The following is a 14,413-nucleotide window of genomic DNA, read 5'->3' as shown; positions in this document are numbered from 1 at the left end:
ACCCGCAAGTCATTTGGGGTCCATTTGGGACGATTTTGACCGGAATCTGTTTCAAATTGGTTGCAGACGGCACAGATAATTCACACGAGACCGCCGCATCCGGGCGTTTTGACGGGCTTCTGCGCGAATCGCCAGACCGTCTTTCCCTCCAGTCACGACGCAAAGCGGATGCCGTGCACGCCTTTCCCTGCTTCGACCGCAATGTGGCAAAACAGTGGAAAAAATTCGGCCCAGGCACAGGCTTCACCTCAGGCTTTCCCGGCAAATCGCTGATTTCCTTGGTCTCGTCTCTTTCCCCGTTTTCCACAGATGCGAGCCACAAGATGTGGTGTTAACCATTTCGTCTCAAACCAGCCCTTGACGGACTCGGCCGTTTCAAAGTTAATGCTTTCTTATGTTGCGGCGGCGACTGGACCGGACGATAACGAGGCCGGTTCGTTTCTGAAAATCGATGGTTTGAGCACGGGATGCGATTCATGAGGAATCGGCCTGCCCGAACCGGTCTCGTGTGCGATTTTCTGCCGCCAAAACACAAGTGGGGACTGGCAGCAAGAATTTGTTAACACTATATCTAGTAGGCTTGCAGCCGTAATCAACACAATATAGACCGTCACTCATCTCCGGGTGAATCAACTGACGGACGAATGACAACCGGCTGCGCGGCAAGCGCTTGCAGACGGACGGGGCTTTTTGCGCCTATAATGGCGCGCCAGATGCGAGGGACGAAGATGCGTATAGAACGACGTTTTACCAAGCCAGGCCAATCAGCCTATGCGGAGATCGAATTCCGCAAGGCTGTGAGCGAGATCAAGAACCCCGACGGTTCGATCGTCTTCCGGGCGGCCGATATCGACGTGCCCGCGCAGTTCAGCCAGGTCGCGACGGACGTTCTCGCCCAGAAGTATTTCCGCAAGGCCGGCGTGCCGAAGGCCCTGAAAAAGGTCGAGGAGAATGACGTCCCCTCCTTCCTGTGGCGCTCCGTACCCGACACCGAAGCCCTGAAGGCGCTGCCCGAAAACGAGCGCTTCGGCTCCGAAACCGATGCCCGTCAGGTTTTCGACCGTCTCGCCGGCACCTGGACCTACTGGGGCTGGAAGGGCAAGTATTTCACGTCCGAGGAAGATGCCCTCGCCTTCCGGGACGAGCTTGCCTATATGCTCGCCACCCAGCGCGTCGCCCCGAATTCCCCGCAGTGGTTCAACACCGGCCTGCACTGGGCCTATGGCATCGACGGCCCCGGCCAGGGCCATTTCTACGTCGACCCCTTCACCGGCAAGCTCGTCAAGTCCAAGTCGGCCTATGAGCATCCGCAGCCGCACGCCTGCTTCATCCAGTCCGTCGAGGACGACCTCGTCAACGAAGGCGGCATCATGGACCTCTGGGTCCGCGAAGCCCGTCTCTTCAAGTACGGCTCCGGCACCGGCTCCAACTTCTCCTATCTGCGCGGCGAAGGCGAAAAGCTTTCGGGCGGCGGCCGCTCCTCCGGCCTGATGAGCTTCCTGAAGATCGGCGACCGCGCCGCCGGCGCGATCAAGTCGGGCGGCACCACCCGCCGTGCGGCGAAGATGGTCGTGGTCGACATCGACCATCCGGATATCGAAGCCTATATCGACTGGAAGGTGAAGGAAGAGCAGAAGGTCGCAGCGCTGGTCACCGGCTCCAAGATCGTCGCCAAGCACCTCAAGGCGATCATGAAGGCCTGCGTCAACTGCGAAGCGGATAACGACGAATGCTTCGATCCGGCCAAGAACCCGGCGCTGAAGCGTGAAATCCGCGCCGCCAAGAAGGATCAGGTTCCGGAAAACTACATCAAGCGGGTCATCCAGTTCGCCCAGCAGGGCTACAAGGACATGGAATTCAAGACCTATGATACGGACTGGGATTCGGAAGCCTATCTCACCGTTTCCGGCCAGAACTCCAACAACTCCGTCTCGCTGAAGGATGACTTCCTGCGCGCCGTCGAGGCCGATGGCGACTGGAACCTGACCGCCCGCAAGGACGGCCGCGTCATGAAGACGCTGAAGGCGCGCGACCTCTGGGACAAGATCTCCTATGCCGCCTGGGCATCGGCCGATCCGGGCCTGCATTTCAACACGACGATGAACGACTGGCACACCTGCCCGGCCGCCGGCCCGATCCGTGCGTCGAACCCGTGCTCGGAATACATGTTCCTCGACGACACGGCGTGCAATCTCGCTTCGCTGAACCTCCTGCAGTTCAAGGATGCAGCGACCAAGAAGATCAACATCGCCGATTACGAACACGCCGTTCGCCTGTGGACCGTCGTTCTCGAGATATCGGTGATGATGGCGCAGTTCCCGTCGCGCCAGATCGCCGAACTCTCCTACGAATACCGCACGCTCGGCCTCGGCTACGCCAATATCGGCGGCCTGCTGATGTCCTCGGGCATTCCGTACGACTCGGCTGAAGGCCGCGCCATCTGCGGCGCGCTGACCGCAATCATGACCGGCGTTTCCTACGCGACCTCGGCCGAGATCGCCTCCGAACTCGGTCCGTTCCCGGGCTATGCGCCGAACCGCGACAACATGCTGCGCGTCATCCGCAACCATCGCCGCGCCGCCCATGGCGAGACCTCGGGTTATGAAGGCCTGTCCGTCGATCCGGTGGCTCTTATCCACGCCGATTGCTCCGACCCGGCCCTGATCGCTCATGCGAAGGCTGCCTGGGACAAGGCCTTGGCGCTTGGCGAAAAGCACGGCTACCGCAATGCGCAGGTCTCGGTTATTGCCCCGACCGGCACGATCGGTCTGGTCATGGATTGCGACACGACCGGCATCGAGCCCGACTTCGCGCTGGTGAAGTTCAAGAAGCTCGCCGGCGGCGGCTACTTCAAGATCATCAACGCCGCCGTTCCGGAAGCGCTGCGCACCCTCGGCTACACCGAGAGCCAGATCGCCGAAATCGACGCTTATGCCGTCGGCCATGGAAACCTGAACCAGGCACCTAGCATCAACCCGTCCTCGCTCAAGGCCAAGGGCTTCACCGACGAGAAGATCGAAGCCGTCAACGGCGCGCTGAAGGCCGCCTTCGACATCAAGTTCGTCTTCAACCAGTGGACGCTCGGCGCCGACTTCCTGAAGGGCACGCTCAAGGTTTCCGACGAGCAGCTCTCCGACATGAGCTTCAACCTGCTGGAGCATCTCGGCTTCACGAAGAAGGAAATCGAAGCCGCGAACATCCATGTCTGCGGCGCGATGACGCTGGAAGGCGCACCCTTCCTCAAGCCCGAGCATCTGGCCGTATTCGATTGCGCCAATCCCTGCGGCAAGATCGGCAAGCGCTACCTCTCGGTCGAAAGCCATATCCGCATGATGGCGGCTGCCCAGCCGTTCATCTCTGGCGCGATCTCCAAGACGATCAACATGCCGAACGAGGCGACCGTCGAGGATTGCGGCGCAGCCTACATGCTGTCGTGGCGTCTGGCGCTCAAGGCCAACGCGCTCTATCGCGATGGTTCCAAGCTCTCGCAGCCGCTCAACGCCGCGCTGATCGAGGACGAGGATGAAGAGGATGCGCTCGACGACCTGATCCAGCAGCCGGTTGCAGCCCAGGCGGTCACCGTCACCGAAAAGATCATCGAACGGGTGATCGAGCGGGTCGTGCGCGAGCGGGAAAAGCTTCCGAACCGCCGTCAGGGCTACACCCAGAAGGCCACCGTCGGCGGCCACAAGGTTTATCTCCGCACCGGCGAATTCGGCGACGGCCGCCTCGGCGAAATCTTCATCGACATGCACAAGGAAGGTGCCGCCTTCCGTGCGATGATGAACAACTTCGCCATCGCGATCTCGCTCGGCCTGCAATACGGCGTTCCGCTCGAGGAATATGTGGAGGCCTTCACCTTCACCAAGTTCGAGCCGGCCGGCATGGTTCAGGGCAATGACGCGATCAAGAACGCCACGTCGATCCTCGACTACGTGTTCCGCGAACTTGCCGTCTCCTATCTCGGCCGTCACGACCTCGCGCATGTCGATACGTCGGACTTTTCCAACACCGCGCTCGGCAAGGGCATCCAGGAAGGCAAGACCAACCTGATTTCCACCGGCTGGACCCGCGGCTACAAGCCGACGCTGGTTTCCGGCGGCAATGTCGACCGCTCGCTGGCCGAGCCGAAGGGCGCGGCGACCGCCGCCCCCGCCAAGGCATCCGGTGGCGCCAACGTGACGGCATTTTCCGGCAACGCGGCCCGCAAGCTGGAAGTGACAACCGCCATCTCGACCTCCGAAATCGTCGCCTTCAAGCGCGACTACGAGGAACGCGCAGCCGAACTGGCGGAAGAGATCGCCGAGGAAGTGGCAAGCGAGCCGGCACAGGAAAAGACCGCGCTCTTCTCCGACAAGGCCGCCGCCGACGCCGCTGCCGCCAAGACGGAAGCCAAGAAGCTCGAGGCCGACCGCCGCATGCGCTCGATCGCCCAGGGCTACACCGGCAACATGTGCTCCGAGTGCCAGAACTTCACCATGGTCCGCAACGGCACCTGCGAGAAGTGCGACACCTGCGGCGCAACGAGCGGGTGCAGCTGATCTCTAGGCCCGATTGAGCAAATTTCGACTGGCAAAGCCCGGAAACATGGTTTCCGGGCTTTGTTCTATCTACATCTTTTGTAAGAACGCGCCGACGGCTTCGCTATCTCTCCGTCATTCCTGTGTTTGTCACAGGAATCCAGCCGGCGAGCGTCTGCGAGCCGGGAAGACAACAGTCTCATACCGTCGTGTCTTCAAATGTCTTTCGCGCGATGGACATCGCGCTGCTGGATCCCGGAACAAGTCCGGGATGACGGGGAAACGTTGGCACGGCATGACATTGCCTTTGCGTATTCGGCCGGTCGTGCCATCCTGCCCACATGCGTCAGGGCTATGTCTACATCCTCGCGTCCAAACGGAACGGCACGCTCTACACGGGCGTGACGAGCGACCTCGCGCGCCGCCTTTACGAACACCGGCATGACCTCACACCAGGCTTCACGAGCCGATATGGCGTCAAGACGCTTGTCTGGTTCGAGGTCCATGACCTGATTACATCAGCCTTGACGCGGGAAAAGACCATCAAGAAATGGCCAAGGGCATGGAAACTCAATCTGATCGAGAGCGTGAATCCCGACTGGGATGACATCTCCCACTACCTGCTGTGATCCCGTTTCCTTAATGCTGCAGGCGGGCGGGAAAATATGAAGGAATTCGGGAGATCGAAGCGGGCCCGGCAATAGCAGAGCCTTTACCTAAACGCCGAGCTCCGCGGGGAAATTCGCCGCGAATTCGCAGGCGGCAAGTGTGTGAAGATCGTTCCCACACCCGTCATTCCTGTGCTTGTCACAGGAATCCAGCCGGCGAGCGTCTGCGAGCCGAAAAGACAATAGTCTTCATCCGGCCATATCTTCAAATGTCTTCCGCGCGATGGACATCGCGCTGCTGGATCCCGGCACAAGGCCGGGATGACGGGGAAACGTGAACTCCTATCCAGCCTCGGTTCTTACCGGATCCCCTCGCCACCCCCTCCGCAAAGGAGGTGGCGCTTGGCTCCCATCATCCCGGCGTCATGCAACTTTGCGGGATGCTTCCATCTTGTGGATGGCCTTCTTGATTTCCTGGCGGAATGCGGGGGTGTCGTGTTCGCCATGAACGGCAACGGCATGCTGCACGGCGGCGTTGACGAGTTCCTCCGTGGTGTCTGCCGAGATGGCGACGGTGCATTTCATTTCGCTCGGGAATTCACGGCAATCGATGTATTGGCGTGACATTTTCTCCTCCTCACGAAGCTCCGGCCGGGGCGGCCGGAAGGCAGAAATTATACGCCCATTATCGGGGACCGGCAAACGACAAACGCTGCCCGCCGGCCCCGCCAAACCCTTCGCAATCGGGAGAAAAGCCCCTCAGCCGAAGGTCACATTGAGGCTGATCGGAACGGCGGCGAGCGCCTTCGAGACCGGGCAGCCGGCCTTGGCCTTTTCGGCAATGCCGCGGAAGGTCGCCTCGTCCGTGCCGGGCACCTTGCCGCGCAGGCTGAGTTCGATCGCGGTGATCGCAAAGCCGCCGCCGACCTGATCGAGCGTCACCTTGGCCGTCGTATCGAGGGCTTCCGCGGTGAAGCCGGCATCCCCGAGTTCCTTGGAGAGCGCCATGGTGAAGCAGGCGGCGTGCGCCGCGCCGATCAGTTCCTCCGGATTGCTGCCCGGAACGCCCTCGAAACGGGTCTTGAAGCCATAGGGGTGCTCTTTCAGTGCACCGCTTTCGGTGGAAACCGTTCCGCGCCCGTCCCTCAGTCCGCCGCTCCAGTGGGCGGAACCACGCTTTTCAATGGCCATTCTCTTTCTCCCTGGGTTCAGTCCGAATTCGACCCTAAGCCTAATGCGCGAAGACGACATCTGTTCCGCGTTCACCCGATTTTGCCCTCCGTTATCCCTGACCCGTTCCGGCTCCCGCCGGGGTGTCCGCAAACCGGGCTGACCTCGGGGCCAGTCTCTCAAGGGGTCCAATGAAGGCCGGTGTCCCCGTGAGATGGACATCCCGCGGCTGGATATCGGGTCAGGCCCGGCATGAAGGGGGCGGCATAAAGGGGAATGAGTGGCATTGGGTGGACCAAGGGAAGCTTTCGGAGATAGATGACGGCGGGAATAAATGAAGAAGTATCACCGGAGCGGGCAGAAACAGCGCCCCTCACCCCCAATCTATCCGCTCTTCCCCGTTTTCCCGCAAAATCCCCGTCCTCATGCCCCATGCCTACAATCTCCTCGTCCCGTCGCGGATACACCGGCAGGCGTGCCGGCGAGGCGGGGCCGGCGCGGGTCGTGAGGGAGAGACGCAAGATCTCACGATCCGGGTCCGCGCAAACTGGTCTCCCTCCGGCGACGTGGGGACATGGGAAGGCCTCGGACGGCTGAACCCCATGTCGGCCCTGACGGCGCGCCGGACGCGCCTGCAAGGCGTCAGAGACCGGCGGTATCGGGTGGTCCCGGGCGTCCGGCGGCGAAAGCCGCAGCCCGACGGACGGAAACTCCCGGGAACCGCCGGAGCAGAGGGACCGACCGCGCGGATAAAAACCGCCGAACGGGACACGATCGGGTGTCATCGTTTTTATTTCATTCGCGGCACGCGACCGTGTCCCGGCCGACCTTCAGCCGGAGGCCTCCGCAAGGTGGCGAGGGAGGACCAGGACAACACCTCAAGCCGCGGGGCCGCAGGGCTCGCGTGAAAGAGAACGCATGCCTGCCCGTCACGAGGAAAAAAATCCCCCGTCCAGGGAAGACGGGGGATCAGGTGGAGGTCGGAGGGGAATGTCGTTGTCTGTTTTCTTTGCGGTTATGGCGTGCCGGCCTTCCGTGCAGGAAGGGGGAGTTCCTCGCGTTCGCGCCAGTAGCTCAGACGCAGACGCGGCGCCAGAAGCCGGGCGATGAAGGGTGTGGCGACGAAGGCCGCGACGATCACCGCCGGCAGCAGGTATTTCGCCTGTTCGGCGAGCGCCGGGACCGAAAGCACGGTGATCGCGCCTACGCCGAAGAGAACGGCATTGACCGTCAGGGCGACCACGAAGGTGATGAAAAGATCGGTCTTCATCGGGGTCTCCTTCTCTGTTTCAGTGTATCTTGCCTTCAGTCTTTCTTCAGCCGGAAAACGCCCCGCGGCGGACTTTGTTCCGGTTCGTGACCGCGTGAACCGCCATGCGCCACGAACCCTTCCTTAACCCCGATGATGTAGATTAGCGAAGTTGAATTGATGACATCGAGACGAGGAGCCGAATGTCCAGGCCGACCTTCCGCTTTAGCCACTACGACCTCAAGGAACAGCGCGCCGGCACCATCATCGAAGTGACGCTGTCGGCGGTCGCCAATGTGCGGCTGATGACGCCCGGCAATTTCCAGCGGTTCAGGGAAGCGCTCGATTTCAAGTATCTCGGCGGCGTCGCCAAGAAGTCGCCGATCAAGCTCACCATTCCCGAAAGCGGCCACTGGCACCTGATCGTCGACATGGAAGGCCATCACGGCCTTGCCGATTCCTCGGTGAAGATGATTGCGGCACCCTCGGCACCGCGGGTGAGCAAGGCCTCCTGAACTTTCAGGCTTCAGCCGCCCCGCTCGCGGCGCAGCTTGGACCACCAGTCCAGCCGCTTGCGGATTTCCCGCTCGAAGCCTCTCTCCGGCGGATCGTAGAAGGTTCGGCGGCCCATCTTTTCGGGGAAATAGTCCTGGCCGGAAAAGGCGTCCGGCTCGTCGTGGTCGTAACGATAGCCCTCGCCATAACCCTCGCCCTTCATCAGCTTGGTCGGGGCGTTCAGGATATGCTTCGGCGGCAGCAGCGAGCCGTTCTCCTTCGCCGCCCGCATCGCCGCCTTGTAGGCGACATAGACGCCGTTCGACTTCGGCGCGGTGGCGAGATAGACGCAGGCCTCGGCCAGCGCCAGTTCTCCCTCCGGCGAGCCGAGATAGTCATAGGCGTCCTTGGCGGCATTGCAGATGACGAGCGCCTGCGGGTCGGCAAGCCCGATATCCTCGACCGCCATCCGAACCAGCCGGCGGCCGAGATAAAGCGGGTCTTCGCCCGCGTCGAACATGCGGCAGAGATAATAGAGCGCGGCATCCGGATCGGAACCGCGCACCGATTTATGCAGCGCCGAGATCAGGTTGTAATGGCCGTCCTGCCCCTTATCGTAGACCGGCGCCCGGCGCTGAACGATCCGCGTCAGGCCGTCGGTGTCGAAGATCTCGTCCTTGCGGGCGGCGCGCCAGACCTCCTCTGCCAGCGTCAGCACCGCGCGACCGTCGCCGTCGGCCATGCGGATCAGGGCGGCGCGGGCATCCTCGTCGAGCGGCAGCGGCCGGTGTTCCGTTTCCTCCGCCCGCTTCAGGAGCGTACCGAGGCTCTGCTCGTCATGGGGCTTGAAGGTCAGCACCCTCGCCCGGGACAGAAGAGCGGCGTTGAGTTCGAAGGAGGGGTTCTCGGTCGTGGCGCCCACAAGGATGACGGTGCCGTCTTCCATCACGGGAAGGAAACTGTCCTGCTGGGCGCGGTTGAAACGATGGATCTCGTCGACGAAGAGCAGCGTCTGGCGGCCTTCCATGCGGCGCATGCGGGCCGCCTCGAACACCTTCTTGAGGTCGGCGACGCCCGAGAAAATCGCCGAGATCTGCTCGAAGGCGAGCCCGGCCTCGCCCGAAAGCAGCCGGGCGACCGTCGTCTTGCCGGTGCCCGGAGGGCCCCAGAAGATCATGGAGCCGAGCGAGCCGGAAGCGATCATGCGGGCAAGGACGCCGTCCTCACCCGTCAGATGCTCCTGTCCGGTCACGTCGGCAAGCGTCTTCGGCCTCAGGCGGTCGGCGAGCGGCCGCCGCGCCTCCACTTCCTGCGGAACCTGCGGCGCGAAGAGATCGCTCATCGGAAGACCTGTCTTATGCGCTGGCCGTTGCGTTCGACCTCGACGCGCCAGAAGCCGGGATCGCCGTCGGCGATTTTCGCCATCTCGGCGGCCGAGCCGACCGAGACACCGTTGACGGAGACGATGATGTCATGGGGTGCGAAGCCGAGACGGGCGGCGGGCGATCCCTGGGCGATATCGGTAATCACCACGCCGGTCACCTCCGACGGCATTTGCAGTTCGTAGGCGAGCTTGGGCGAAAGATTGGCGACCTTGGCGCCGGCAAAGGGATTGCGGCCCTCGATCAGCCTTTCGTCCCGAGGCGTGGTTTCCGGAGCCCCCGCAAGCGTCAGGGTGATCTGCTTTTCCTCGCCGTTCTCGCGAACCGTGAGCTTGACAGCCTTGCCGAGACCGGCGGTGGTCAGCCGGTAGCCGAGCGCATCGGGATGCTCGACCGGCACACCGTCGACGGCCACCACCACCTGCCCGGCCCTGAGGCCGGCCTTGGCGGCGGGCCCACCGTCCACCACGCGCACAACCAGCGCACCGCGCGCCTTGTCGAGACCGAGCGCCTCGGCGACGTCGGAGGTCACCGGATCGAAGCTTGCGCCGACATAGGGGCGCTCGAAGCTGGTCGTGCCGCGATCGGCGGCGTCGAGGAACACTTTTACGAGATTGGCGGGAATGGCGAAGCCGACACCGTTCGACCCACCGCCCTTGGAGAATATGGCGGTGTTGATGCCGATCAGCTCGCCCTTCATGTTCATCAGCGCGCCGCCGGAATTGCCGGGATTGATGGCGGCGTCCGTCTGGATGAAGAAGCCGAAATCGCCTTCGGTCACCTGATTGCGCGCCAGCGCCGAGACGATGCCCGAGGTGACCGTCTGGCCGACGCCGAAGGGGTTGCCGATCGCCAGCACGAGATCGCCGACCTCGATCGCATCCGAGTTGCCGATCGGAAGCGTCGGCAGCTTTTCGTGGGCGTCGATGCGCAGCACCGCGAGATCGAGCCGCTCGTCCTTCAGCACGACCTTGACCGGAAACTCGCGGCCATCGGCCAGCGCCACCTTGATGTCGTCGGCACCGTCGATGACGTGGTTATTGGTGACGACCGTGCCGTTCTCCTCGACGATCACGCCGGAGCCGAGCGACGACTGCTTTTCGGTGCGGTTCGGCATCTGCTGGCCAAAGAACTGTTCGAAAAACGGATCGCCGGCAAAGGGCGAAAGCCGCCGCTGCACGATGCGTTCGGCATAAACGTTCACCACGGCGCCATGGGTCTGCTTGACCAGGGGCGCAAAGGACATCTGCATCTCGAGCTGCGACTGCGGAACGGTCTTGGCATCCTGGGCAAATGCGATGCCGGGACCGGCCAAAGACAGCGCCAGCAGCGTAACCGCCGCATACCGAACAATGCCTTGCATGAAAGTCTCCTGCTGTTGTCGATCGTGTTTTAGTGCGGCCGACGGGCGAAGGGAATGGAAATATGGCCGCTTGTGTCTCGTGCTGATGATTTAGACGTGAATCGAACAAAACCAAGGCATTGACCGTTACAAGTCGGTAATGTCGGAGACTTTGCGAGGAAGACGAAATGCGCCCTTTTACCGCCGCCACGATCCTGACGATGGCATACGCCTGCTTCATCACCACCACACCGACCAACGCCGCAAGCTTCGACTGCGATCGGATGGACCTTGCGGCCGACGAAAGCGCGATCTGCGGCAACCGTGTTCTCAACGATCTCGACGTGAAGATGGCGACCACCTTCGAGCTCATCAGCGGTTTGCTACCGATGGGCAATCGCGGAAAGCTGCAGGACGACCAGTCCGCGTGGCTGAAGAAAAGACAGGCCTGCGGCGGCGATGCGACCTGCTTGCGCAACGTCTATGACGAGCGGCTGAAACAGTTCGAGGACACCTACAACAATCTCGGTAAACCGCTCTAGGATACCGGCTCCGAGTTTCGGAGCGTTCGAGTTCGCAGCCGGCTATTCCTCGGAACGGCCGGAAGAGTTGCGATTGCCTTCGTAATGTCTCCTGAGCGGAAACGGCGGCAGCCAGGACTCCCGCCGGACGGTCCAGAGTTCGTAGGTCGGCATGAACTGATCGGGAGCGTCGAGCGATCCGAGGTTCACCTCGACTTCGTCTCCGCTGCGTCCGAAAACCGGCGAGCCGCAACGAGGACAGAAATGGCGCCCGGCATATTCGCCCGTTTCGCCGTTAACCGTCACCGCATCGTGCGGAAATATCGCCGAGGCATGAAAAAGCGCCCCGTGATGCTTGCGGCAGTCGAGACAGTGACAGATCCCCACCCGGTAAGGACGTCCCGTCGCGACAAGGCGGACATTGCCGCACAGGCAACCGCCGCTGAAACTTTCCATGCTTACCTCCTCCTCAAAACGGCCCTCCGCGGCAATTGCACCATGCGCAGATCTCAAGCCAACACCTGCTTGCGACGCGGACAGGACAGATCCATACACACATTAAAATCTACATATGGATATTGATGCCCTCGCAACATCCCATAGATAGATTCTGGACGGAACATTAAGTCATCGTTAAGGTTTGGAAGAGCCTGATGCAATCGCGGGTTTCGGGGGAGCTGGGGCAACACCGAGGCCAGACCATGACTGATACGATCCATCTGCCGGAAAATGCCACCGACAAAGACATCGCGACAGCCATCGCGAGCCTGACCTCGGGGGGAACCGTGGTCCTCCCCGAGAACGCCAACATCACCGTCACGGCACCGATCGTCGTGCGGATAGATGCGCAGGACATCAAAATCGACCTGAATGGCAGTACGCTGACGACCACCGGGAATTTCAGCGCCATCGACGTCTACGGGCAGGAAAAGCCGCTCCAGGACGTGGTGCTCGGCTCTGACGGGTCTGGAAATGCGACCATAACCTATGACAGCCTGCCGGCGGGTATCGAGGTCGGAAGCTGGCTGAAGGTCGTCTCGGACGACGCCTTGCCGGGCGATCACATCGATGGCGGCGACAAGGGGCTCAACACCAATCTCGGTCAAGCGGCCAGGGTGATCGCCATCGAGGGAAATACCGTCGTTCTCGATGGCTCGCTGGTGGAGCAGGAACTCTACTCCACCAATGTCCGTGCCGGCCTCTATGCCGAGGGCAGCTTCAGCCTCAGCAACGGCCATTTCGAGGGCATATACGACGACGAGATCGTCGAAGGCGGGCCGGCACTCGTGCGCGTGCGCTCGATGACGGATACCGAGATCAGCGATATCACAGTCCAGAACGCTTCAAACGGCATTGCCTTCATCAACAACGTCAATGCCAGCGCGACCGACGTCTCTGGCTCGACCCTGCATTCCGTCGTCCAGTCGGCGACCTCGCTGAACACCACGATCGACGGTCTCTTCGCCGAGCATGTCAATCACGGCGTTCTGGTGCATACGACCGGCACCACGCCGGATGCCGCATCCGCCTCCAACTATGGCGCCGATATCCAACTGGTGACCACCAACTCCGTTGTCTACGATGCAGCAAAGGCGGCCTATGACTTCCATTCGGAAAGCCGCGACGGGCTGTATACCGATGTGCTCGCCTTCGATTCCCGGATGTTCGGCGACCTTCGCGGGATCGGCAACACGTTCTCCGACAGCGCAGGGGCCGGAAACACCTATGGTGTCCAATTCTACGAATATGGCGACGGCGACGGGCGCAATTCGACAGTCGACAATCTGACCCTGCGCGAAACGACCAATTACAGCTTCATCATCAGCGGCCAGCCCCGCGACAACGTCGTGATCGACAGCCACTTCGAAAGCTATGGCAAGGGTTACAGCATCTCGCCGGATGCCGTCGAGTTTATCAATACAACGGTGAAGGAGAACGTCGTCGGCAATGCGGATACGCTCATCGGCACCGGCGAGGACGACAAGCTTCTCGGCGGACAAGGCCTGGATGCCCTGTCCGGCGGGGCCGGCAACGATTATCTGTGGGGCGGCGTCGGGGCCGACACCCTCGAAGGCGGCGCCGGACGCGACCGGTTCGCCTACAATGCGCTCGACGAAGGCGGGGACGTGATTACCGGCTTCGCCACCGGGGATGGCGGTGACGTGATCGATGTCTCCGTCCTCGGCCTCAGGCTCGGCTGGGACCAGGGCGATTATCTTGCACAGGGTCTCGTCCGGGTCGTGCAATCCGGCACCGACTCCGTGGTTCAGGCACGCGATGGCGACAATGGCTGGACGACACTCGCAACGCTCGACAACGTTCTCGCCAGTTCCTTTACCGCGGCCAATCTGCAGGTCAGGCTCTCCGAGCCGCTACCCGATCCTGTGACCCCGTCGACGCATTATTACGGCACCACCGGCGATAACTGGCTGAACGGCTCCTCCGGTGCGGACACCTTTCACGGGTCGGCGGGGAACGATTCCTATGTCTTCAACAATGCCCTCGACCAAGTTGCCGGAGGAGCCGATGACGGTGTGGATTCCGTCTGGGCATATCTCGGCGTCGACCTGCGCGGGCATAACGAGATCGAGAACATCCGGTTGAGGGTGGAAGCGGGCGAGGCCACGGTTTTCGGCAACGACGCAGCTAATCTCATTACCGGAAACAGCCAGTCCAACACCATCGTCGCAGGCCTCGGTATCGACAGTCTCTACGGCAAGGGCGGCGCCGACACCTTTGTCTTTGCCGAAGCCGGCAAGGCAAATGCCGACAATATCTGGGATTACAGCGCAGACGACCGGATCGCTCTGGAAAGCCGATTCTTCGTCGGGCTGGACGATGACGGCGACGGAGTTCTGGATGCCGACGCCTTCGTGGTCGCCTCAGCCGCCACGACGGAAGGACCGCAGATGATCTACAACAACAGTGACGGCAAGCTCTACTACGACAGCGACGGGGTGGGTGCGAAGGCAGCCGAACCCGTGGTCAACCTTCCGACCGCGAAAACCTACTTCGACATCGGGCACATCCTGCTTCTTTAGGTTCGGCAAGGAACGACCGAGTCTCAATCCGCGGGTCGCAGGTTTCAAGATCCGGAAAACACGAACGCCGGCAACATGGGTTGCC

General features: G+C 61.7%; 11 protein-coding genes. 5 read left to right on the top strand and 6 right to left on the bottom strand.

The features are described 5' to 3' along the window. Positions 1-728: 728 nt before the first annotated feature. Together ACLBKR_RS06790 and ACLBKR_RS06785 are read left to right on the top strand one after the other, a co-directional pair. Complete coding sequence (locus ACLBKR_RS06790) at positions 729-4,541, top strand: vitamin B12-dependent ribonucleotide reductase (protein ID WP_113487641.1); 3,813 nt, start codon at positions 729-731, stop codon at positions 4,539-4,541. Between the two features lie 320 nt (positions 4,542-4,861). After that, positions 4,862-5,149 carry a GIY-YIG nuclease family protein gene (locus ACLBKR_RS06785; RefSeq protein WP_113487618.1) on the top strand — a complete coding sequence of 96 codons (288 nt, stop codon included), beginning with the start codon at positions 4,862-4,864 and terminating at the stop codon, positions 5,147-5,149. Between the two features lie 402 nt (positions 5,150-5,551). Here the strand turns inward: ACLBKR_RS06785 and ACLBKR_RS06780 are convergent, their stop codons facing one another. The 3 genes from ACLBKR_RS06780 to ACLBKR_RS06770 all read right to left on the bottom strand — a co-directional run bounded on the left by ACLBKR_RS06780 (position 5,552) and on the right by ACLBKR_RS06770 (position 7,568). Further along, a complete protein-coding gene (locus ACLBKR_RS06780) occupies positions 5,552-5,755 on the bottom strand; it encodes a DUF1059 domain-containing protein (protein ID WP_112830247.1) in 204 nt (67 codons plus the stop codon). Positions 5,756-5,887: 132 nt separating this feature from the next. Beyond that, entirely contained in the window at positions 5,888-6,319 is a 432-nt protein-coding gene (locus ACLBKR_RS06775) for an OsmC family protein (protein ID WP_112830248.1), read from the bottom strand. Positions 6,320-7,313: 994 nt separating this feature from the next. Then, positions 7,314-7,568 (bottom strand): hypothetical protein, encoded by a 255-nt coding sequence (locus tag ACLBKR_RS06770; protein ID WP_414901076.1) that lies wholly within the window; start codon positions 7,566-7,568, stop codon positions 7,314-7,316. A gap of 182 nt (positions 7,569-7,750) precedes the next feature. Here ACLBKR_RS06770 and ACLBKR_RS06765 point away from each other — a divergent pair, with 182 nt between their 5' ends. Next, complete coding sequence (locus ACLBKR_RS06765; RefSeq protein ID WP_112830250.1) at positions 7,751-8,062, top strand: DUF1883 domain-containing protein; 312 nt, start codon at positions 7,751-7,753, stop codon at positions 8,060-8,062. 11 nt (positions 8,063-8,073) lie between these two features. On the opposite strand, the gene ACLBKR_RS06760 is transcribed toward ACLBKR_RS06765, so the two are convergent. Both ACLBKR_RS06760 and ACLBKR_RS06755 read right to left on the bottom strand, forming a co-directional pair. Further along, positions 8,074-9,384, bottom strand: a complete 1,311-nt coding sequence (locus tag ACLBKR_RS06760) for a replication-associated recombination protein A (protein WP_113448605.1) — start codon at positions 9,382-9,384, stop codon at positions 8,074-8,076. After that, positions 9,381-10,787 (bottom strand): DegQ family serine endoprotease, encoded by a 1,407-nt coding sequence (locus ACLBKR_RS06755; protein ID WP_112830252.1) that lies wholly within the window; start codon positions 10,785-10,787, stop codon positions 9,381-9,383. The genes ACLBKR_RS06760 and ACLBKR_RS06755 overlap by 4 nt, the downstream gene beginning before the upstream one ends. 200 nt (positions 10,788-10,987) lie before the next feature. Between ACLBKR_RS06755 and ACLBKR_RS06750 the strand changes: the two genes are divergently transcribed. Continuing rightward, the gene (locus ACLBKR_RS06750) at positions 10,988-11,308 is read left to right on the top strand and encodes a lysozyme inhibitor LprI family protein (RefSeq protein WP_414901747.1); all 321 of its coding nucleotides are present in this window, start codon (positions 10,988-10,990) and stop codon (positions 11,306-11,308) included. A 42-nt stretch (positions 11,309-11,350) separates the two neighbouring features. Here ACLBKR_RS06750 and ACLBKR_RS06745 read toward each other — a convergent pair whose 3' ends face one another. Next, positions 11,351-11,743 carry a GFA family protein gene (locus ACLBKR_RS06745; RefSeq protein ID WP_113487622.1) on the bottom strand — a complete coding sequence of 131 codons (393 nt, stop codon included), beginning with the start codon at positions 11,741-11,743 and terminating at the stop codon, positions 11,351-11,353. A gap of 245 nt (positions 11,744-11,988) precedes the next feature. Here ACLBKR_RS06745 and ACLBKR_RS06740 point away from each other — a divergent pair, with 245 nt between their 5' ends. Continuing rightward, positions 11,989-14,328, top strand: coding sequence for a calcium-binding protein (locus ACLBKR_RS06740; RefSeq protein ID WP_414901072.1), 2,340 nt, complete (start codon positions 11,989-11,991; stop codon positions 14,326-14,328). Positions 14,329-14,413: the final 85 nt, after the last annotated feature.

It is taken from the genome of Paenirhizobium cremeum, assembly GCF_047553425.1.
Taxonomy (GTDB): Bacteria; Pseudomonadota; Alphaproteobacteria; order Rhizobiales; family Rhizobiaceae; genus Allorhizobium; species Allorhizobium cremeum.
The sequence above is the reverse complement of the archived record's forward strand: the minus strand, read 5'-3'. Positions and strand labels throughout refer to the sequence as shown.

What these genes read in the sequence shown, in the direction of transcription:
- ACLBKR_RS06755 (WP_112830252.1), bottom strand. Translation starts at nt 10,787, where the DNA reads ATGCAAGGCATTGTTCGGTATGCGGCGGTTACGCTGCTGGCGCTGTCT.
- ACLBKR_RS06775 (WP_112830248.1), bottom strand. Translation starts at nt 6,319, where the DNA reads ATGGCCATTGAAAAGCGTGGTTCCGCCCACTGGAGCGGCGGACTGAGG.
- ACLBKR_RS06765 (WP_112830250.1), top strand. Translation starts at nt 7,751, where the DNA reads ATGTCCAGGCCGACCTTCCGCTTTAGCCACTACGACCTCAAGGAACAG.
- ACLBKR_RS06780 (WP_112830247.1), bottom strand. Translation starts at nt 5,755, where the DNA reads ATGTCACGCCAATACATCGATTGCCGTGAATTCCCGAGCGAAATGAAA.
- ACLBKR_RS06750 (WP_414901747.1), top strand. Translation starts at nt 10,988, where the DNA reads ATGGCATACGCCTGCTTCATCACCACCACACCGACCAACGCCGCAAGC.
- ACLBKR_RS06785 (WP_113487618.1), top strand. Translation starts at nt 4,862, where the DNA reads ATGCGTCAGGGCTATGTCTACATCCTCGCGTCCAAACGGAACGGCACG.
- ACLBKR_RS06740 (WP_414901072.1), top strand. Translation starts at nt 11,989, where the DNA reads ATGACTGATACGATCCATCTGCCGGAAAATGCCACCGACAAAGACATC.
- ACLBKR_RS06770 (WP_414901076.1), bottom strand. Translation starts at nt 7,568, where the DNA reads ATGAAGACCGATCTTTTCATCACCTTCGTGGTCGCCCTGACGGTCAAT.
- ACLBKR_RS06760 (WP_113448605.1), bottom strand. Translation starts at nt 9,384, where the DNA reads ATGAGCGATCTCTTCGCGCCGCAGGTTCCGCAGGAAGTGGAGGCGCGG.
- ACLBKR_RS06745 (WP_113487622.1), bottom strand. Translation starts at nt 11,743, where the DNA reads ATGGAAAGTTTCAGCGGCGGTTGCCTGTGCGGCAATGTCCGCCTTGTC.
- ACLBKR_RS06790 (WP_113487641.1), top strand. Translation starts at nt 729, where the DNA reads ATGCGTATAGAACGACGTTTTACCAAGCCAGGCCAATCAGCCTATGCG.